This is a genomic window from Kitasatospora sp. NPDC001309 (assembly GCF_042896295.1).
Classification (GTDB): Bacteria; Actinomycetota; Actinomycetes; order Streptomycetales; family Streptomycetaceae; genus Kitasatospora.
Genome location: NZ_JBIAXC010000007.1, coordinates 87,076 through 105,384, shown reverse-complemented (window position 1 = coordinate 105,384; position 18,309 = coordinate 87,076). Strand labels below are relative to the sequence as shown.

18 protein-coding genes are annotated in these 18,309 nt (G+C 73.5%); 11 read left to right on the top strand and 7 right to left on the bottom strand.

Going from position 1 to position 18,309, the window contains the following annotated elements; all coding sequences use genetic code 11:
• Positions 1-125 precede the first annotated feature (125 nt).
• Both ACFY2K_RS09730 and ACFY2K_RS09725 read left to right on the top strand, forming a co-directional pair.
• Positions 126-1,142: a slipin family protein gene (locus tag ACFY2K_RS09730; RefSeq protein ID WP_375883975.1), complete on the top strand. Its 1,017-nt coding sequence runs from the start codon at positions 126-128 to the stop codon at positions 1,140-1,142.
• Positions 1,143-1,233: 91 nt separating this feature from the next.
• Positions 1,234-1,686, top strand: a complete 453-nt coding sequence (locus tag ACFY2K_RS09725) for a CBS domain-containing protein (RefSeq protein WP_375883977.1) — start codon at positions 1,234-1,236, stop codon at positions 1,684-1,686.
• An 88-nt stretch (positions 1,687-1,774) separates the two neighbouring features.
• Here ACFY2K_RS09725 and ACFY2K_RS09720 read toward each other — a convergent pair whose 3' ends face one another.
• Positions 1,775-2,395, bottom strand: a complete 621-nt coding sequence (locus ACFY2K_RS09720; protein ID WP_375883978.1) for a TetR/AcrR family transcriptional regulator — start codon at positions 2,393-2,395, stop codon at positions 1,775-1,777.
• 86 nt (positions 2,396-2,481) lie between these two features.
• On the opposite strand from ACFY2K_RS09720, the gene ACFY2K_RS09715 reads away from it, so the two are divergent.
• The 3 genes from ACFY2K_RS09715 (at position 2,482) to ACFY2K_RS09705 (ending at position 3,532) form a co-directional block, all read left to right on the top strand.
• Positions 2,482-2,994, top strand: a complete 513-nt coding sequence (locus tag ACFY2K_RS09715) for a DUF1453 domain-containing protein (protein ID WP_380521346.1) — start codon at positions 2,482-2,484, stop codon at positions 2,992-2,994.
• Between the two features lie 42 nt (positions 2,995-3,036).
• Complete coding sequence (locus ACFY2K_RS09710; protein ID WP_375883984.1) at positions 3,037-3,207, top strand: hypothetical protein; 171 nt, start codon at positions 3,037-3,039, stop codon at positions 3,205-3,207.
• Between the two features lie 184 nt (positions 3,208-3,391).
• Positions 3,392-3,532 carry a hypothetical protein gene (locus tag ACFY2K_RS09705; RefSeq protein WP_375883986.1) on the top strand — a complete coding sequence of 47 codons (141 nt, stop codon included), beginning with the start codon at positions 3,392-3,394 and terminating at the stop codon, positions 3,530-3,532.
• A gap of 1 nt (position 3,533) precedes the next feature.
• Here the strand turns inward: ACFY2K_RS09705 and ACFY2K_RS09700 are convergent, their stop codons facing one another.
• Positions 3,534-6,431, bottom strand: coding sequence for an FAD-binding and (Fe-S)-binding domain-containing protein (locus ACFY2K_RS09700; protein ID WP_387710534.1), 2,898 nt, complete (start codon positions 6,429-6,431; stop codon positions 3,534-3,536).
• A 134-nt stretch (positions 6,432-6,565) separates the two neighbouring features.
• On the opposite strand from ACFY2K_RS09700, the gene ACFY2K_RS09695 reads away from it, so the two are divergent.
• Complete coding sequence (locus ACFY2K_RS09695) at positions 6,566-7,819, top strand: RNA-guided endonuclease InsQ/TnpB family protein (protein WP_387710532.1); 1,254 nt, start codon at positions 6,566-6,568, stop codon at positions 7,817-7,819.
• Positions 7,820-8,094: 275 nt separating this feature from the next.
• On the top strand, positions 8,095-8,754 hold the full coding sequence (locus ACFY2K_RS09690) for a hypothetical protein (RefSeq protein ID WP_387710530.1): 660 nt from the start codon (positions 8,095-8,097) through the stop codon (positions 8,752-8,754).
• Here ACFY2K_RS09690 and ACFY2K_RS09685 read toward each other — a convergent pair.
• The 3 genes from ACFY2K_RS09685 to ACFY2K_RS09675 all read right to left on the bottom strand — a co-directional run bounded on the left by ACFY2K_RS09685 (position 8,738) and on the right by ACFY2K_RS09675 (position 12,770).
• A complete protein-coding gene (locus ACFY2K_RS09685; RefSeq protein ID WP_375883994.1) occupies positions 8,738-9,742 on the bottom strand; it encodes a glycosyltransferase family 2 protein in 1,005 nt (334 codons plus the stop codon). The two genes, ACFY2K_RS09690 and ACFY2K_RS09685, sit on opposite strands and share 17 nt — an antisense overlap.
• Positions 9,743-9,966: 224 nt before the next feature.
• The gene (locus ACFY2K_RS09680; protein WP_387710528.1) at positions 9,967-10,632 is read right to left on the bottom strand and encodes a transglycosylase SLT domain-containing protein; all 666 of its coding nucleotides are present in this window, start codon (positions 10,630-10,632) and stop codon (positions 9,967-9,969) included.
• Positions 10,633-11,327: 695 nt separating this feature from the next.
• Positions 11,328-12,770 (bottom strand): amino acid permease, encoded by a 1,443-nt coding sequence (locus tag ACFY2K_RS09675; RefSeq protein WP_380587846.1) that lies wholly within the window; start codon positions 12,768-12,770, stop codon positions 11,328-11,330.
• 283 nt (positions 12,771-13,053) lie between these two features.
• Here ACFY2K_RS09675 and ACFY2K_RS09670 point away from each other — a divergent pair, with 283 nt between their 5' ends.
• Together ACFY2K_RS09670 and ACFY2K_RS09665 are read left to right on the top strand one after the other, a co-directional pair.
• The gene (locus ACFY2K_RS09670; protein ID WP_387710525.1) at positions 13,054-14,055 is read left to right on the top strand and encodes a Ku protein; all 1,002 of its coding nucleotides are present in this window, start codon (positions 13,054-13,056) and stop codon (positions 14,053-14,055) included.
• Between the two features lie 49 nt (positions 14,056-14,104).
• On the top strand, positions 14,105-14,386 hold the full coding sequence (locus tag ACFY2K_RS09665; RefSeq protein ID WP_380528365.1) for a hypothetical protein: 282 nt from the start codon (positions 14,105-14,107) through the stop codon (positions 14,384-14,386).
• 67 nt (positions 14,387-14,453) lie between these two features.
• On the opposite strand, the gene ACFY2K_RS09660 is transcribed toward ACFY2K_RS09665, so the two are convergent.
• Together ACFY2K_RS09660 and ACFY2K_RS09655 are read right to left on the bottom strand one after the other, a co-directional pair.
• A complete protein-coding gene (locus ACFY2K_RS09660) occupies positions 14,454-15,842 on the bottom strand; it encodes an NADP-dependent succinic semialdehyde dehydrogenase (RefSeq protein ID WP_387710523.1) in 1,389 nt (462 codons plus the stop codon).
• A gap of 114 nt (positions 15,843-15,956) precedes the next feature.
• Positions 15,957-16,238 carry a DUF6158 family protein gene (locus ACFY2K_RS09655; protein ID WP_375884008.1) on the bottom strand — a complete coding sequence of 94 codons (282 nt, stop codon included), beginning with the start codon at positions 16,236-16,238 and terminating at the stop codon, positions 15,957-15,959.
• 145 nt (positions 16,239-16,383) lie between these two features.
• On the opposite strand from ACFY2K_RS09655, the gene ACFY2K_RS09650 reads away from it, so the two are divergent.
• Together ACFY2K_RS09650 and ACFY2K_RS09645 are read left to right on the top strand one after the other, a co-directional pair.
• On the top strand, positions 16,384-16,989 hold the full coding sequence (locus ACFY2K_RS09650; protein ID WP_387710521.1) for an ArsR/SmtB family transcription factor: 606 nt from the start codon (positions 16,384-16,386) through the stop codon (positions 16,987-16,989).
• Positions 16,986-18,281: an MFS transporter gene (locus ACFY2K_RS09645; RefSeq protein WP_380587837.1), complete on the top strand. Its 1,296-nt coding sequence runs from the start codon at positions 16,986-16,988 to the stop codon at positions 18,279-18,281. Before ACFY2K_RS09650 ends, ACFY2K_RS09645 begins: the two co-directional genes overlap by 4 nt.
• The last annotated feature ends 28 nt before the right edge of the window (positions 18,282-18,309 follow it).

The following is an 18,309-nucleotide window of genomic DNA, read 5'->3' as shown; positions in this document are numbered from 1 at the left end:
GACGTTCGATCCGGCCTTGTCCGCGCAGGCGTAGCGTTGAAGCAGTTGCTCCGGTGGCTCCCGGCCCGGTTCGGTCGGCGGTGGCCGGACGCGCCGGTGTGCGCGGAGGCCGCGAGGAGGCCGCGATGATCGTCGATGCGGTGCTGGGGGCGCTCGGGGGGCTGGCCGGGCTGGGGGCGATCTGGGCGGGGCTGAGCATCCGGGTGGTCCAGCAGTTCCAGAAGGGCGTGGTGTTCCGCTTCGGCAAGGTGCGCGAGGAGATCCGCGAGCCGGGGCTGGTCGCGCTGATGCCGATCGCGGACCGGCTGCGCCGGGTGAACGTGCAGATCGTGACGATGCCGATTCCGGCGCAGGAGGGCATCACCCGGGACAACGTGACCGTGCGGGTGGACGCGGTGGTCTACTTCCGGGTCGAGGACCCGGTCAAGGCGACGGTCAACGTGCAGGACTACAACTTCGCGATCTCCCAGGTCGCGCAGACCTCGCTGCGGTCGATCATCGGCAAGAGCGAGCTGGACGACCTGCTGGCCAACCGCGAACCGATCAACCAGGGGCTGGAGTTGATGATCGACAGCCCGGCGCTGGGCTGGGGCATCCAGATCGACCGGGTGGAGATCAAGGACGTCGCCCTGCCGGAGTCGATGAAGCGCTCGATCGCGCGCCAGGCGGAGGCCGAGCGGGAGCGGCGGGCGCGGATCATCACGGCGGACGGCGAGTTCCAGGCCTCGGCCCGGCTGTCGGAGGCGGCGGCGGTGATGAGCGCGACCCCGGCGGCGCTCCAACTGCGGTTGCTGCAGACCGTGGTGGAGGTGGCGGCGGAGAAGAACTCGACGCTGGTGCTGCCGTTCCCGGTGGAGCTGCTGCGGTTCCTGGACAGCGCGACGGAGTCCCAGCAGCGGGACCTGCTGGCGGCCGCCGCGGTCGCCGCCGCCGCGAAGTCCGCGGAGCAGGCGGTGGAGCGCGGGGAGGTGCCGGAGGAGGAGCTCCCGCACGAGCGGCCCCGGCACGAACTGCCGCCGTTGGAGAAGCTGTTGAACGCGTCGCCGCTGGACGGAGCGGAGCTGGACGGGCTGGGTTCGGACGGGGCGGACCCGGAGGCCCCCGGCCCGACGGAGCGCGCCGAGCCCGGGGCGGCGTCCTGAGCCCCACCGGGCCCGCCCGGGCCCGGTGGCGTGGGTCACCCGGTCGGACCAGGATGGACGAGGGGCTGGAAGCCAGGCCAGGAGGCGGACCATGACCATCGCCAGCGACATCATGCACCCGGGGGCGGAGTGCATCCGCGAGCACGAGACGCTCGCCGCCGCCGCCCGGATAATGCGGGAACGACACGTGGGCGCGCTGCCCATCTGCGGGGAGAACGACCGGCTGCTGGGCATCGTGACGGACCGCGACATCGTGCTGCGCTGCGTCGCGGAGGGGCGCGATCCGTCCGAGGTGACGGCGGGTGAACTGGCGCTCGGCCGGCCGATGACGGTGGAGGCGGACGAGGACTGCGAGCAGGTGCTGCGGGTGATGGAGCAGTACCAGGTGCGCCGCCTGCCGGTGATCAACCACCCGGAGCACAAGCTGGTCGGCATGATCAGCGAGGCCGACATCGCCCGCGGGCTGCCGCAGGCCCGGCTCGCGGAGTTCGTGTCGGCGGTCTGCGCCGAGGCGGCGCCGAAGAAGGAGGCGCTGCAGGGCTGACCCGGCCGGAACCGGCCTCGGGCGCCGGGCGCCGTCGGCCCACCGCGCGGACCGGGCTCGCCCGGGCGGCGGGTTCCTCGGCGCGTCGTCAGCCGCTCGCCAGGGTGTCGAGGTGGCGGCGCAGCACCGCGCGCAGTGCGTCCGGGCCGACCAGGTCGGGGTGCTGGACGGCCTGCAGGGTGAGGCCGTCCAGCAGGGCGGAGAGCCGGCGGGTCTCGACGTCGAGGTCGAGGCCGGGGAGCAGCGCGCCGGAGCGCTCGGTCTCGACCAGGACGCGCCGCACCAGTTCGTCCAGACCGGCCTGCAACTCAGCGGCGCGGGGACGTAGTTCGGGCCGGGTGCGGGCGGCGGTGACGAACGAGAGCCAGAGTGCGGACTCCTCCCGGCGCCGGGCGTCCAGTGGGAGGGTCTCGGCGAGCAGCCGGGCGGTCTGCTCGCGCCGGTCGGTACCGGGGGTGGGCTCCGGGTCGAGCAGGGCGCGGGCGTGGGTGCGGACGCGGGCGTCGATCCGACGGGCCAGTTCCTGCATCGCGAAGAGCATCAGCTCGGAGCTGCCGGCGACGTAGTGGCGGACCGAGCCGACGGCGAGTCCGGCCTCCTCGGCGACGTTGCGCAGTGAGGCGTGCTCCAGGCCCTCCCGGGCGGCGACGCGCAGGACGGCGTCGGCGACGGCCTGGCGGCGTTCGACGGGGTCGACGATCTTCGGCATGTTGCCGTTATAGCACGGGCGAGCTACATTGCTGCCTGGGCTGATTTAGCACGGCTGAGCTATAAAAATCGGGGAGTGGGGCGGGGATGGGCAACTGGGTGCACGTGGCACTGATCGGGGTCGTGGTGGCCGTGGTGGTGGTCCGGCGGCTGCGCGGTGAGCCGCTCAACGCGCGGGACCTCTTCGCGCCGCCGGTGGTGCTCACCGCCCTCGGGTTGTGGGCACTGTCGCAGCGGCACGGCCTCGGGGTGGGCGACTACGTCTGGATCGGCGCCGGTGCGGCGCTCGGTGTCGGCCTCGGCGCGCTGCGCGGCGCCACCATCCGGGTGTACGAGCGGGAGGGCGTGCTGTGGCAGCGCTACACCGGGCGGTCCTTCCTGGTGGCCGTGGTCTCGCTCGCCGCGATGGCGGGCTTCGCGCTGCTCGCCGAGCGCGGCGGCCTGGCGGCGGACGCCCGTCCGGTCCAACTCTCCATCGGCGTGGGCTTCCTGGGGGAGGCGCTGGTGGTCGGCTACCGCGGGCTCGCCTCCGGGGCCCCGTTCGCGCCCGAGAAGCGGGGCGCGAGGTCGCCGCTCGGGCCGGATCGATTCGGGCGGTGACTTTGGTTGTCGTCGACCCTGTTGGTAGCTGTGGTTGTCGCCATGACTGCTGTGGAGATCACCACCGAGGAGCAGGCCGAACTGGCCAAGGCCCTCCTCGACGCGCTCAATCCCGTCGCCGCCGCCGTGCGAGCCCGGGCGACCGGGCTGCCCGAGGAGCGGATGTGGCACGCCGATCCGGCCGAGATCGCCCTCTCCGTGCTGGCTGCCTGACGGTGAGGTCGAGCGACTTGCCGCGACCGCGGCCGCCACCGCCGGCTCCTACGGCGCCAGCTACGAGCAGCTGGGCGCCGTCTGGGGCATCACCCGGCAGGGCGCCCGGAAGAAGTGGCCGGAGGCCGTCAGCCGTCCGGCGGCCCGGCCCGGCTCGCTCGAACTGTTCGGCGGAACATTCGAGTTGGCCGCGGACCGGGCCGCCGACGGCTGGCACTGGACGGCTGTCGGCGCCGACGGGGTGAGCGGCGAGGCGGCCGCCGGCCACCCGACCCGGGAGGAGGCCGCCGCTCACGCCGGGGCCTTCCTCGCCGAGCACGCCTAGCTCATTCCGAAGACTGCTCCCGCAGCTCCCGGGCGATCAGCTCGGCCAGGTGCAGGGCCCGTCGCCCGTCGGCGAGTTGGGCGATCTGGGTGCGGCAGCTGAACCCGTCCGCGAGCACCACGGTGTCGGGCCCGGCGGCCCGGACCTCGGGCAGCAGGACGCGCTCGGCGATCGCCCGGGACACCTCGAAGTGCCCCCGTTCGAAGCCGAAGTTGCCCGCCAGCCCGCAGCAGCCGGAGTCCAGTACCCGGTTGTCCAGGCCCAGTCGGGCCTCGACCCGGCGGTCGGCGGCGCTGCCGAGCACCGCGTGCTGGTGGCAGTGGGTCTGGGTGACGGCCTCCAGCCGGACCGGGGGGAGCGGCGCCTCCGGAGCGTACTCGTCGATGAACTCGGCGAAGGTGCGCGTCCGTTGGGAGAGTGGGCGGCCTTCCGCGCCGAGGAGTCGGGGCAGGTCCTCGCGCAGGGTGGCGGTGCAGCTGGGGTCCAGGCCGACCACGGGGGTGTCGGCCGGGAGCCCGGTGGCCGCCAGGGCCGCCAGGCTGCGCCGCAACACCCGCCGGGCGGTGCCGAGTTGACCGGTGGAGTACCAGGTGAGGCCGCAGCACACCGGCCCGTCGGGCAGTCGGACGTCGAAGCCCAGGTGTTCCAGTACCTCGACGGCCGAGCGCAGGACGTCGGGCTGGAGGTGGTCGGAGAAGGTGTCCGGCCACAGCAGGACCGGCCGGGCGCCCGCCGGGGCAGGCCGGTTGGCGCGGTGGCGCCGGTACCAGCGGGTGAAGGTCTCGGGCGGGAGTACCGGCAGCACCCGGCGCCGGTCGATCCCGCCGAGCCGTTTGAGCAGGGCGCCGGCCCGGGAGCGGGCCAGCGTGTTGGCGGCCGCGGGCGCCGGTGCGACCATGCGCAGCCACAGTGGCAGCCAGCCCATCGAGTAGTGGGCGAGCGGGCGGGGCCGCCGCCGGTAGTGCTGGTACAGGAACTCGGTCTTGTAGGTCGCCATGTCGACGTGCACCGGGCAGTCGCTCGCGCAGCCCTTGCAGCTCAGGCAGAGGTCCAGGGCCTCCCGCACCTCCGCCGAGCGCCAGCCGTCCGGCACGGCCTCGCCGCGCAGCATCTCGGCCAGCAGCCGGGCCCGGCCCCGGGTGGAGTGCCGCTCCTCGCCGGTGGCCATGTAGCTCGGGCACATCACCCCGGTGGTCGGGTCCACGCACTTGGCGACACCCACGCAGCGGTGCACCGCCCTGGTGAGGCTGCCGTCGTCCTGCTCGTACGGCAGGGCCAGCGGCAGCGGGCGGCGCGGGGCGGTGACGAAGCGCAGGTCGGCGTCGAGCGGGCGGGGGTCGACCAGGGCGCCCGGGTTGAGCAGGTTCTCCGGGTCCCAGATCCGCTTGAACTCGCCGAACAGGGCGATGACTTCGGGCGGGTACATGCGCGGCAGCAGCTCGGACCGGGCCTGCCCGTCACCGTGCTCGCCGGAGAGCGAACCGCCGTACGAGACCGCCAGGTCGGCCGCCTGCTCCAGGAACTCCCGGAAGACCGGCGCCCCGTGCGGCCGGTCCAGCGGGAAGTCGATCCGCAGGTGCACGCAGCCGTCGCCGAAGTGCCCGTACGGCACGCCGTGCAGGCCGTGCCGGCGCAGCAGGGCGCGCAGGCCGCGCAGGTAGTCGCCGAGCCGCTCGGGCGGGACGGCGGAGTCCTCCCAGCCGGGCCAGGCCTGGCCGCCGCCGGGCAGGCGGGTGACGATCCCGGCGCCGGCCTCCCGGACGGCCCACAGCTGGCGCTGCTCGACCGGGTCGGTGACCAGGGCGACGGTGGCCGCGGGCTCCCGGCGCACCGCGTCGGCCAGTCGGCGGGCCGCCTGGTAGGCCGCCAGCGCGGTGGCGCCGCCGGTCTCCAGGAACAGCCAGCACCCGCCCGCGGGCAGCCGGTCCAGGGCGGGCGGGCGCGGGCCGGCGGCGAGCAGGGCGGCGATCAGGTCGGCGGCCATGCCCTCGGCGGTGAGCGGACCGTACGGCAGCAGCGCGGGGACGGCGTCGGCGGCGGCGCCCTCGTCGGGGTAGCCGGCCACCACGAGGGCGCGGGCCGGCGGGGCCTCGACCAGTCGGACGGTGGCGCCCAGCAGCAGCGCGCAGGTGCCCTCGGTGCCGGTCAGCGCCCGGGCCAGGTCGTGGCCGTGTTCGGGCAGCAGCGCGTCCAGCGGGTAGCCGGAGGTGCGGCGGGGCAGCTGCGGCATGCCCTGCCGGATGACGGCGAGGTTGCGGTCGGTGAACTCCTGGAGTTCGCGGTGCAGTCGGCCGGCCCGGCCGGGCCGGTGCGTCAGCGCCGCGCGCTCGGCGGCGGTGAGCCGCCCGCCGACGGTCAGTTCGGTGCCGTCGGCGAGCAGCAGTTCCAGCCGCTCCACGTTGTCGGCGGTGCGGCCCCAGGCGAGCGAGTGGGAGCCGCAGGAGTCGTTGCCGATCATGCCGCCGAGGGTGCAGCGGCTGTGCGTGGACGGGTCCGGGCCGAAGCGCAGCCCGTACGGCCGGGCGGCGCGCTGGAGGTCGTCCAGCACGGTGCCGGGCTGGACGCGGGCGGTGCGGGCCTCGGCGTCCACCTCCAGCACCGCACCGAGGTGGCGGCGGAAGTCCAGGACCACCGCACCGGGGCCGATCGCCTGCCCGCCGACGCTCGTCCCGGCCCCGCGGGCCACCACCGGCACGCCGTACTCCCGGCACAGTGCCAGCGCGGTGCGCACATCGTCCGGGTCCGCGGGTTTGACCACCCCGAGCGGCAGCTGCCGGTAGTTGGAGGCGTCCTGGCTGTACACGGTGCGCTCGGCGGCGTCGAAACGGACCTCCCCGCGCAGTACGGCGGCCAGTTCACGGGCCAGTTCGGCCCCGGGGACGGTAGAGGGACGGCTCACCTTTGATCTCCCAGGTTGCTCCGGCCTTCGGGCCGGGGAGGAATGGGGGCTTGGCCCGGAGCCGCGAAGCGGCGGAGTGATCCTCGGGGGCGCCGACGTGGGCCGTTGTCAGTGCCTGTCGGTAGGTTGATCTGGTGCATCTTCGGTACTCGTATCGCATCTACCCGACGGCAGGTCAGCGTGCTTCGCTCGTACGGACGTTCGGGTGTGCCCGGGTGGTGTACAGCGACGCCCTCGCGGCGCGAAAGGAAGCCCGGAAGGGCGGCCTGCCCTACCCCAAGAGCACCGATTTGCAGAAGCAGGTGATCACGGCGGCGAAGAAGACCCCTGAGCGGGCGTGGCTGGCCTCGGTCGGGGTGGATCCGCTGATCCGGTCCCTGCGGGATCTGGACACCGCGTACCGGAACTTCTTCGACTCGGTATCCGGCAAGCGCGCCGGTCGGCCGGTCGGGCTTCCGCGGTTCAAGTCGCGCAAGGACAGCCGGCAGTCTCTGCGCTTTACCCTCAACGGGTTCCGCATCCGGGGCAATGGGAAGCTGAACCTGGCGAAGATCGGCGATGTACGGGTGAAGTGGTCGCGGGCACTGCCTGCCGACCCGTCGTCCGTGACGATCGTGCTGGATGCGGCCGGGCGGTATTGCGCCAGTTTCGTCGTGGACGTCGAACCCGAGCACCTGCCCGAGGTCGATGCCGAGGTCGGCATCGACCTCGGGCTGACCACCTACGCCGTCCTCTCCGACGGCAGCGTGATCGACAACCCCCGCTTCCTCCGCAAGGCGGAGAGGAAACTCAAGGCTGCGCAGCGGGAACTGTCCCGCAAGGCCAAGGGATCGAAGAATCGGGCCAAGGCCCGCCGGAAGGTCGCCCGGGCGCACGCCAAGGTGGCCGACACCCGCATGGACTGGCCGCACAAACAGACCACCAAGTTGATCCGCGAAACCCAAGCGGTGTACCTGGAGGATCTGAACGTACGTGGCCTTGGCCGTGGCCGTCTGGCCAAGTCCGTCCACGACGCCGGATGGGCCACCTTCCGGCGCCTTCTTGAGGAGAAGGCCGCCCGGTACGGACGCCATGTCGGGATCGTGCACCGCGCGTTCCCGTCCTCCCAGCTCTGCTCGGACTGCGGACACCGCGACGGACCCAAGCCCCTGCACGTACGCGAGTGGGCCTGTCAGGTGTGCGGTGTTCTCCATGACCGTGACCTCAACGCTGCTCGCAACATCCTGGCCGCCGGGCAGGCGGACAGGCTAAACGCCTCTGGAGGACCGGTCAGACCTGGCGTGGCGATCCCACGCCAGGCACGGCCCGTTGAACGGGGAACCCACCTCGGTGACCTTCGGACCACGGGTGACCGTGCCGCAGGCGCGGGAGGAATCCCCGTCCTCTAGGGCCTGTCCGGCGGATCTTGCCAGGCGCGCGACGCCGGGCATCCCGCCTGGACGCACGCCCGAATCGCCCAAGTACGTCCAGTACGAGGCCGACTCGGGCGCACGCCCAGCCGGGCGCCCAACGCCGCGCGCTGATCTGCCAAGATCCGCCGGACAGGCCCTGGGGCGGGGAGGATGTCAACAGGGCCTCCCAGGAAGTGGACTCCGCCGATGATCGCAGCCGGGGCGCCGCACCGATGCGGGGCACGACCGGGCTACCGCCGACGGGGTGTCATGTGACGGGCTCGGCCGTCGTGATCAACGACTCCGCGGACCCGGCCAATCCCGACGCCTACCTCGCCCGGCTGCCGATCGGCGAGCGCCCGGCCGTACCGACCGACGGCGCGCCGTTCTGGGACATCTTCCCGTACGAGGGCGAGCTGACGGTCCGGGTGCTCCAGTCACCGGTCCTGCCCGAGCCGCCCCGCCACGGCGAGGACGGTCCGGAGAGCTGCGGGCAGTGCGCCCGCCCGGACTCCGACTTCCTCCGGACCGACGAGCACTGGCGGCTGAGCGGCGCCGACGCCCCCAGCGGCCTGCCCGCCACCGTGCTGCTCCAGCCGCGCGCCCACCACGACCTGCTGGACCTGCCGGCCGAGCTGTCCACCCGGCTCGGCCCGATGCTCCAGCGGGTGGAGCGGGCCGTGCTGTCGCTGGGCGGCATCGGCCGGGTCCACGTGAACCGCTGGGGCGACGGTGGCGCCCACCTGCACCTGTGGCTGATCGCCCGGCCGGAGGGCCTGACGCAGCTGCGCGGCTCCACCCTGCCGCCGTGGATGGACGTGCTGCCGCCGCTGCCCGCCGGGGTGTGGGCCGAGCGCGCCCGCCGGATCGCCGCCGCGATGGCGGCTGGGGGCGGTACCGCACCCGCCCGCCGGGCTACTTGCGGCCGGTGAGGGTGCCGCGGGCGATGTGGGAGAGCTTGGCGACCTCGAAGGCCGGGTAGGCGCCGCCGGCCAGCAGGGAGAACTTGATGCCCTCGCGGCCGGCCGGCTTGCGGTGGCCGGGCGGCTGGAAGCGGTGGTGGTGCTCGGCGGCGCGGTGGAAGAACTGGGGGCGTTCGGCGCGGGTGACGCAGCCGGCGAGGTCGAAGACGAACAGGTAGTGCCGGATCATCCGGACGAACAGGGCGTCGCGGACGGCGTACAGGTGGGGCTGGTCCTCCAGCAGGGCGAAGCTGCGCTCGTACTGCTCGAAGAGGTCGAACACGCTGCTGCCCGGCCCGCCGGCCGGGTGGACGGTCTCCCGGCGGCGCAGCTGGACGCACTCGCGGGCCAGGACGGCGGCCGTGCGGGCGCCGAGCAGCGCCGCGTGCACCACCGGGATCTCCTCGTAGCGGCCGTCGGGGAAGGCGAGCCCGAGGTCCTCCCAGTGGCCGCGGCGGATCAGCCGGTCCCAGACCAGCGGGGGCGCGCCGAACAGCTCGGGCCGGTCGAAGGGGGCGAAGGGCTCGGGGCCGGCCTCGGCGAGCAGGGCCTCGGCGCCGCCCGGCCAGTCGCGGTCGTTGTGGCGGCGGGAGTGGCCGAACAGCAGGACGTCGACCGGGCCGGTCTGCCGGAGCCGGTCGGCGAGCGCCTGGAGGGCGTCCCGGGGGAGCAGGTGGTCGGCGTCGAGGAACAGCAGGTGCTCGCCGGTGGCCCGCGCCGCGCCCGCGTTCCGGCTCACCCCGACCCCGACGGCCGCGTTCAGGTGCAGCACCGACACCCGGGGGTCCCGGGCCGCGTAGGCGTCGGCGAGCCCGCCCGCGGTCTCGGGGGAGCGGTCGGCGACCACGATCACCTCGACGTCGGCCAGGGTCTGGGCGAGCAGCGAGTCCAGGCAGTCGGCGAGCTGTCCGTGCTGGTCGTAGGCGGTGAGCACGACGCTGATCAGGGGTGAGGGCATGACGCCGGAGCGTAAGAGGGCGCGCGAACCGTGGCAAAGGGCTGACGGTGCGTAATTACGAGCAATCAGTGGCAAATCGTACGAGCGTACGCCATATCTTCACGCCGCCTTCCGGACGCGTCCACGCCAGGTGGGACGCGCCGGGCCGGACGCGCGCCGGGCCCGCGACGCGGGGTGCGTCGCGGGCCCGGGGCGGGTGCGCGTGAGGGCCGGAGCCGGGCGGCTCAGTACCAGTGGTGGCTCTGCCAGAACGCCCAGGCGCCGCACGGGCTGCCGTAGCGGGAGTTCATGTAGTCCAGGCCCCACTTGATCTGGGTGGCCGGGTTGGTCTTCCAGTCCGAGCCGGCCGAGGCCATCTTGGTGCCCGGCAGCGCCTGGACCAGGCCGTAGGCGCCGGAGGAGGCGTTGACGGCCATCGGGTTCCAGCTGCTCTCGCGGGCCACGATGTTGCTGAAGCACTGCAGCTGGCCGGCCGGCACGATCTGGGCGGCGATCTGCTGCGGGGTGCCGCTCGGGGCGGCGAGGCTCTGGCGCTGCTGCGAGCGGGAGGCGGCGGCGTCGGCCTGCGCCTTGGCGTCCGCCTGGGCCTTCGCGTCGGCCGCGGCCTGCGCCTGGGCGTCGGCCTGGGCCTTGGCGTCCGCCTCGGCCTTCGCCTGGGCCGCCTGGGCCGCCTGGGCGTCCTGGGCGGCCTGCTGGGCAGCGGCAGCGGTGTCGGCCTGCGCCTGGTCGGCCACCGGCTTGCCGTCCACCGAGACGGCGGCCGCGGGGGCGGCGGCCTCGGCGGTGTTCCCGGCCTGCGGGATGGCGAGCGCGGCGGTGGCGGCGCTCGCGACCACGAGGGTGGCGATGCCGGTGATCAGGGAGTTGCGGCGGGCATGACTGAGCTGCATGGAGCGGGCGGTCCTTTTCCGTCGGGGGCCGTGCCGGGGCACTGGGCGCGGGGCATCGCACGGGCTCCGGGTGAGCGGGGCCCGCGCGGCCGTCCGGGACGGCCGTGGCGCCCCGGCCGAGAGCGGCGGGGCGGGCGGGCTGCGCACGGCGGACGGGGCCGGCCGGCGCTGCCTGGCGACGGGCCATTCTTGGCAGGGCCGGGGACGGGTGGCAAAAGGGTTCGCTACTACGACGAGTAGTGGCCGGGCGGGCGCTTGCGGCCCGGCGTGCTGGTGTGTTTGTGGTGCTTTGTCCGGTTTTGATGTTCGAGGGTCGAGGGTGGGGGCCGCCGACGGAAGGTGGGGCCGGAAGGCTCCATGGCCTGGGTTCTTCGGGGCGGGCCCGGTGTCCGGGCGGGCGGCCCGGGAGTGACGGTCGGTGTCGGGGGCGGCACGGGCGGAGTGCGACAACTATCCAGGACCGTAGATGCGAAACCCCCTGTGGGCGGGCTCACACGCCCGCGGCGCCGACATCGACGCAGCGTGACCGGCCGGTCGCCGGTCATCGGTCTACCGCCACCGGTCCGCAGTCCGCCGCACGGCGGGCCGTCGGGCCGTCCGGCCGACCGCCCTCGTCCGGGCATGGAACGGCACCGGGCCCGGGAGCCTCCGCAACGGCTCCCGGGCCCGGCGTTCCCGCGCGGGGGCGGACGGGTTCAGGACCCCGCCGCCACCGCCGCCCGCCGGCGCCGGCCCACCACGGCCGAGGCACCGAGCACGATCGCCGCGGCCACCAGCGACAGGTACATCTGCTTGCGTCCGTCGGGGTCGGTGAACATGTACACCACGACGAAGCCGATCATGCCGATGGCCACCCAGGTGAGATAGGGGTACAGCCACATCCGGACGGTGTGCCGCTCGGGCATCTCACGCTCGATGATCTTGCGCATCCGCAGCTGGGTCGCGCAGATCACCAGCCAGACGAAGAGCGCGATCGCACCGGAGGAGTTCAGCAGGAAGGCGAACACGGTGTTCGGCGAGGTGTAGTTGAAGAAGACCGCGATGAAGCCGAAGACCACCGAGGAGAGGATGGCCACCATCGGCACGCCGCGCGAGTTCACCGTCGCGAAGACCTTCGGGGCGTCGCCGCGCCGGCCGAGCGAGAAGGCCATCCGGGAGGCGGTGTACATCCCGGAGTTGAGGCAGGAGAGCACCGCCGTCAGCACGATCACGTCCATCACCTGGCCCGCGTGCGGGATGCCCACGTGGTCGAGCACCGCCACGTACGGGCTGTCCTTCACCGCGGCGGAGTCCCACGGCAGCAGGGTCACCACCAGCAGGATGGAGCCCAGGTAGAAGATCCCGATCCGCCAGATCACGCTGTTGGTGGCCTTGCTGACCGCCTTCTCCGGGTCCTCCGACTCGCCTGCCGCCAGGGTGACGATCTCGCTGCCCATGAAGGCGAAGACGACCGTGAGCATGCCGGTGAACACCGCGCCCACGCCGTGCGGCAGGAAGCCGCCGTGGCCGGTCAGGTTGCTGGCGCCGACCGCGTGGGTGTCCGGCAGCACGCCGAAGACGGCGAGGGTGCCGATCACCAGGAACGCGGCGATCGCCACCACCTTGATCCCGGCGAACCAGAACTCGAACTCGCCGTAGGAGGCGACCGAGAACAGGTTGGTGGAGGTCAGCACCGCCATCACGATCAGGGCCCAGCCCCACTGCGGCACGCCCGGCACCCAGTGGTTGAGGATCTTGGCGCCGGCCGTCGCCTCGACGGCGAGCACCACGACCCAGAAGAACCAGTACAGCCAGCCGATGGTGAAGCCGGCCCAGCGGCCCAGCGCGCGGTCCGCGTACGCCGAGAACGAGCCGCTCTGCGGGTCGGCCGCCGCCATCTCGCCGAGCATCCGCATCACCAGCACCACCAGCACGCCGGCCAGGGTGTAGGAGAGGAGGATGCCGGGACCGGTGGAGGCGATGCCCGCACCGGAGCCGACGAACAGGCCGGCGCCGATCACGCCGCCGATCGCGATCATCGACAGGTGCCGGTTCTTGAGCCCGGCCTTCAGGTGGCCGTCGCCGCCGTGTCCGACCGGGCCGAGCTGGTGGGGGACCTGGGTGGTGTCCGCGGCCTGCTTGGTGGTGTCCGCACTCATGGAGGGTGCCTTCTGCCTTTCCGGCGCGGCATGACCCTCGGCTCGTCGTGCCGGAGGGTGGGGGACAGACCCGCGCATTGCGGTGCAACCTAACTTCTACGCCCGGGTATCGGAACAGCTGAGAGATAACTGTTCGCTCACCGGACACAAAAGGCCAGGTCAGGGTGGGTGGAGAAGTGGCGGGAAAGGCTCAAATCTGACGCAGCGTCATGCTGGCGGGAACCCGCCAGGGCCCTGCCGGAGCAAGTGGCCGATCCGGCCGAACGCGCGCACAGTGGGAACCATGCAGACCACCTGGAAGGGGACGATCAGCTTCGGACTGGTCAGCATCCCCGTCCACCTCTACTCCGCGACCCAGGAGCACGACGTCCCGCTGCACCAGGTGCACGCCAAGGACGGTGGCCGGGTGCGGATGAAGCGGTACTGCGAACGGGAGGAGAAGGAGGTCCCGTACGCGGAGATCGCCAAGGGCTACGAGTCGCCCGACGGCCGGACGGTCACGCTCAGCGACGACGACCTCGCCGACCTGCCGCTGCCCAGCAAGAAGATCATCGACGTGCTGGCCTTCGTGGACGCCACCGAGATCGACCCGCTGATGTTCTCCAAGGCCTACTACGTGGGCGTCGCCGACAAGGCCGCCGCCAAGCCGTACGCCCTGCTGCGCGACGCGCTGGTGGAGTCGGGGCAGATCGCCGTCACCAAGATCGCGCTGCGCACCCGGGAGTCGCCCGCGGTGCTGCGGGTGCACGACGGGACGCTGGTGCTCCAGACCTGCATCTGGCCCGACGAGGTCCGCCCGGCGGCCGGGATCGCGCCCGAGGAGGACGTCGCGGTGCGGCCGCAGGAGCTCAAGATGGCGCGGTCGCTGATGGACACCCTCTCCGAGGACTTCGACCTCTCCCAGCTCCACGACGACTACCAGCAGGCGCTCCAGCAGGTGATCACCGCCCGGCTGGAGGGCGTCGAGCTCCCGCACGAGGAGGAGCCCGGCGAGGCGCCGGACAACGTGATCGACCTGATGGAGGCGCTGCGCAGCAGCCTCCGGCAGGCCAAGGGCGGCCGGGCGCCGGCCACCCCGGCCGCGGCGGAGCCGGTCGACGAGGAGCCGGCCGCCGAGGAGCCGGCGCCGCGCAAGCGCGCCGCCGCGAAGAAGGCCGCCACCGCGAACAAGGCCGCCACCGCGAAGAAGACCGCCGCCGCCGGAAAGGCCGCGGGCACCGGGAAGGCCGCCCCGGCGAAGAAGACCACCACCCGCAAGTCCGCGGCTCCGCGCAAGGCCTCCTGACCGCGCGGGCCGCCCCCTCCCCCTCACCCAGCACCGGAGGCGATCCCGAATGGACCTGCTCAGCTACAAGGAACTCGAAACCGGGCCGGACGCCCCGAAGAACCCGAGCCTGGGCCACCGGGCCTGGCGCTGGCTGCTCAGCCTCAGCCCCACCGTGGTGACCTTCATGGTCGCGCTCTCGATCGGCCTGCTCATGGTCGAGGTCCAGACGGAGTGGGACCCGATGATCGGGCTGATGGCCTTCTTCTGGCTGCTGACCTTCATCGCGCTGGTCGGCATGGTCGCCCGCTGGGCGACGCCCGGCCGGGGCAGGCACCGGACGGTGGGCTGACCTGACCTGACCGGCCCGAACCCGGGTACCCGCAGCCGTACCGGAGGCGTCGCGGCTCCGGGAGCGATCAACCGATCCACACCGTGGTGACGTTGCAGAACTCCCGGATGCCGTGCCCGGACAGCTCCCGCCCGAAGCCGGAGCGCTTGACCCCGCCGAAGGGCAGCGCCGGGTGGGAGGCGGTCATGCCGTTGAAGAACACCCCGCCGGCCTGGATGTCGCGGACGAAGCGCTCCTGCTCGCCCTGGTCGGTGGTCCAGACGTTGGAACTGAGCCCGAACGGCGTGTCGTTGGCGAGGGCCACCGCCTCGTCCAGGTCGGCGACCCGGTAGACGGTGGCGACCGGGCCGAAGGTCTCCTCCAGGTGGATCCGCATCGCCGGGGTGATGCCGGTCAGCACGGTCGGCTCGTAGAACCAGCCGGTGTCCCAGCCCATCGGGCGGTTGCCGCCGCACTCGACCCGGGCGCCGTGGGTGCGGGCGTCCTCGACCAGTTCCTCCAGGTCGTCCCGGCCCTGGCGGCTGGCCAGCGGGCCGACGTCGGTGGCCTCGTCCATCGGGTCGCCGATCCGCAGCGCGCGCATCGCCTCGGTGAAGGCGGCGGTGAAGCGGTCGTAGACGTCGGTGTGCACGATGAAGCGCTTGGCGGCGATGCAGGACTGGCCGTTGTTCTGCACCCGGGCCCGGACGGCGGTGGCGACCGCGGCGTCCAGGTCGGCGCTCGGCAGGACCACGAACGGGTCGCTGCCGCCCAGCTCCAGCACCGCCTTCTTCACCTCGTCCGCGGCGGCGGCCGCGACCGCCCGCCCGGCCGGCTCGCTGCCGGTGAGGGTGACGGCGGCGACCCGGCGGTCCCGGACCACCCCCTCGACCGCGCCCGAGCCGATCAGCAGGGTCTGGAAGCAGCCCTCGGGGAAGCCGGCCCGCCGGAACAGCTCCTCGATCGCCAGCGCGGTGCGCGGCACGTTGGAGGCGTGCTTGAGCAGGCCGACGTTGCCCGCCATCAGGGCCGGCGCGGCGAAGCGGATCACCTGCCAGAACGGGAAGTTCCACGGCATCACGGCGAGCACCGGGCCGAGCGGGCGGTAGCGGACGTACGCCCGGGAGGCGCCGCTGTCGGCCACGTCGGCGGGGGCCGGGTGCTCGTCGGCGAGCAGCGCCTCGGCGTGGTCGGCGTACCAGCGCATCGCCTTGGCGCACTTGGCGGCCTCGGCCCGGGCGGCGGCGAGCGGCTTGCCCATCTCCTCGGTCATGGTGCGGGCGAGCGCGTCCTGGTCCCGGTCCAGCAGGTCGGCCGCGCGGTGCATCAGTTCGGCGCGGGCGGCGAACGGGGTGCTGCGGTAGCCGTGGAAGGCGGCTTCGGCGCGGGCCAGCCGCCGCTCGATCCCGGCCGCGTCGAGCGCTTCGAAGGTCTGGACGATCTCGCCGGTCGCGGGGTTGACGCTGGCGATGGGCATGCGGGGCTCCCAGTGGGGGGTCGGGTCCGGTGCTCTGCCCTCACACCCTCCCCGACGCCCCGCCCCGGGGCGCGCCACCACCGCCCGGCGTGTCCCGCCGGGGGCCGGCGGGCGTCACTCCGGCAGCGACTCCACCCGGGCGGCCGCCTCCCGGGCCCGGGCGCCGGCCCTGGTCCGGGCCGCGGTCACCTGCCGCAGGGGGAAGCGGTTCAGGTACTCGGCCTCCAGCTGGCCGGTCCGCAGGGTGTGCCGTTTCAGCGCCTCCTCCGAGCCGTACAGGAAGGTCTCGTGGCGGGTGCGGTGCAGTTGCTCCAGCTCGTGCAGCAGGGTGTCGTTGCCCAGTGCGTGCGGGGAGATGCCCGCGGGCCGGATGTGCGGGTCGTCGGCGTGCTGCATCGCGGTGCCTCCTCGGCGGAAGTCCCCTCCTCCAGGGTGCCCGCCGACCGCCGCCGGTGCACCCGATCGTCCGGGGCGGTCCGGATGGACAAGGAGAATTGTAAAAGAGCTGTCGTACAAGAGTTCTTGTGGATATCCTCCCGGCATGGACGAGACGACAGGCAGGACGACCCACGAACCGCGCGGCACCCGGGAGATCCAGGACTCCCGGGTGCTCGCCGCCCTCACCCACCCGTTGCGCTGGCGGCTGATCGACCTGCTCAAGGTCGACGGCCCGGCCACCGTCGGGAGACTGGCCGAGCGCACCGGGCAGGCGGTGGGCAACGTCAGCCACCACCTCAAGGTGCTGGCCGAGAGCGGACTGATCGAGGAGGCGGCCGAGCTCGCCCGGGACCGGCGGGAGCGCTGGTGGCGGCTGGCCGACCGCGAACTCAGCTGGACCAGGGCCGACTTCGACGGGGACCCGGCCGCCGAGGCGGTCGCCGACGCGGCCGGATCGATCCTGCTGGAACGCAAGGTCGAGCTGGTCCGCGAGTGGACCGCGCGGCGCGGCGGGTACGACCCCGACTGGCGGGACGGCTGCTCGGTGGCCACCGAGGCCTGGCTGCGGCTCACCCCCGAGGAGGCCCGGGAGCTGGCCGCCGACCTGCACGAGGTGATCCAGAAGTGGGCCCGGCGGCCGGTGCCCGAGGACGGGCGGGAGCGCGAGACCGTCCTGGCCTTCGCCCACAGCGTCCCGGCCAGGCCGTGACCGCCACCCTCGCCCCGCCCGCCGGGGGCCCCGAACTCCGTTCGCGCTGGGGCCTGTTCGCCCAGCGGGACTTCCGGCTGCTGTGGGCCGGACAGACCGTCAGCCGACTGGGCAGCAGCGTCACCACCGTCGCACTGCCGCTGGTCGCGGTGCTCACCCTGGGCGCCGGGCCGCTCGCCGCGGGCCTGCTGACCAGCGCGATCTGGCTGCCCTGGCTGCTGTTCGGCCTGCCGGCCGGGGTCTGGGTCGGCCGGGCGCCCCGGCGGACCGTGATGATCGCCTGCAACCTCGGCTCCGCCGGACTCCTCGCCAGCGTGCCGGTGGCGGGGTGGTTCGGCGTCCTCACCCTGGCGCACCTGCTGGCCGTGGCCTTCCTCGGCGGCGTCTGCTCGGTGTTCTTCGACGCCGCCGACCAGGCGTACCTGCCCGAACTGGTCGCCCCGGCGGACCTGATCGAGGGCAACGCCAAGCTCCAGGGCAGCGGCTCTGCGGCCGAGGTCGCGGGCCGCGGACTGGCCGGGCTGGCCGTCCAACTCATCGGCGCCGCAGGCGGGTTGCTCATCGACGCGGTGAGCTTCCTGATCGCGGCCGGCACCCTGCTGCGGATCCGCGCCCGGCCGCAGCCGGTGCCGCCGGTGCCGGAAGGCCTGCGCGGACAGGTCCGCGAGGGGCTGTCCTTCCTGCTGCGCGACCCCTACCTGCGGGCCTTCCTCTGCTTCGGCGCGGCCGCCAACTTCGCCCTCATGGGCTACCAGGCGATCCTGGCGCTGTTCCTGGTCCGGGAGGCCGGCATCGCCCCCGGCTGGGTCGGCGTGCTCGCCTCCGCCGCCGCCCTCGGCGGGGTGCTCGGCGCGGCGGCGGTCCGCCCGCTGTGCGCCCGGCTGGGGACGGCCCGCGCGGTGCGGACCGTGCTGCTCGGCGCCGTCCCGCTCGGGCTGCTGATGCCGCTGGCCGGGCCGGGAGCGGGCACCGCCCTGTACGTGGTCGGCGCGCTCGGGGTGGTCGCGGCGGTGGTGTTCTGCAACGTCGTGCTCGGCAGCTTCCGGCAGTCCTACACCCCGCCCGGGCTGCTCACGAGGGTGGCGGCCGGATCGATGTTCGCCGTCCACGCCACCATCCCGCTCGGCGCCCTGACCGGCGGCGCACTGGGCGAGGCGATCGGCCTGCGACCCACCATGTGGGTGATGACGGGCCTGCTCGTGGTGGCCGGGGCGCTGCCGCTGTTCTCGCCGCTGCGCACCCTCCGGGAGCTGCCCACGGCGCCCCCGAAGATCGGCGAGATCATAGGATGAATTCCGTACCTTCAGGCCCAATCCCCGA

Excerpts from the sequence above, each read along its gene's own strand:
- ACFY2K_RS09730 (WP_375883975.1), top strand. The coding sequence starts at position 126 with ATGATCGTCGATGCGGTGCTGGGGGCGCTCGGGGGGCTGGCCGGGCTG.
- ACFY2K_RS09725 (WP_375883977.1), top strand. The coding sequence starts at position 1,234 with ATGACCATCGCCAGCGACATCATGCACCCGGGGGCGGAGTGCATCCGC.
- ACFY2K_RS09720 (WP_375883978.1), bottom strand. The coding sequence starts at position 2,395 with ATGCCGAAGATCGTCGACCCCGTCGAACGCCGCCAGGCCGTCGCCGAC.
- ACFY2K_RS09715 (WP_380521346.1), top strand. The coding sequence starts at position 2,482 with ATGGGCAACTGGGTGCACGTGGCACTGATCGGGGTCGTGGTGGCCGTG.
- ACFY2K_RS09710 (WP_375883984.1), top strand. The coding sequence starts at position 3,037 with ATGACTGCTGTGGAGATCACCACCGAGGAGCAGGCCGAACTGGCCAAG.
- ACFY2K_RS09685 (WP_375883994.1), bottom strand. The coding sequence starts at position 9,742 with ATGCCCTCACCCCTGATCAGCGTCGTGCTCACCGCCTACGACCAGCAC.
- ACFY2K_RS09680 (WP_387710528.1), bottom strand. The coding sequence starts at position 10,632 with ATGCAGCTCAGTCATGCCCGCCGCAACTCCCTGATCACCGGCATCGCC.
- ACFY2K_RS09675 (WP_380587846.1), bottom strand. The coding sequence starts at position 12,770 with ATGAGTGCGGACACCACCAAGCAGGCCGCGGACACCACCCAGGTCCCC.
- ACFY2K_RS09670 (WP_387710525.1), top strand. The coding sequence starts at position 13,054 with ATGCAGACCACCTGGAAGGGGACGATCAGCTTCGGACTGGTCAGCATC.
- ACFY2K_RS09665 (WP_380528365.1), top strand. The coding sequence starts at position 14,105 with ATGGACCTGCTCAGCTACAAGGAACTCGAAACCGGGCCGGACGCCCCG.
- ACFY2K_RS09660 (WP_387710523.1), bottom strand. The coding sequence starts at position 15,842 with ATGCCCATCGCCAGCGTCAACCCCGCGACCGGCGAGATCGTCCAGACC.
- ACFY2K_RS09655 (WP_375884008.1), bottom strand. The coding sequence starts at position 16,238 with ATGCAGCACGCCGACGACCCGCACATCCGGCCCGCGGGCATCTCCCCG.
- ACFY2K_RS09650 (WP_387710521.1), top strand. The coding sequence starts at position 16,384 with ATGGACGAGACGACAGGCAGGACGACCCACGAACCGCGCGGCACCCGG.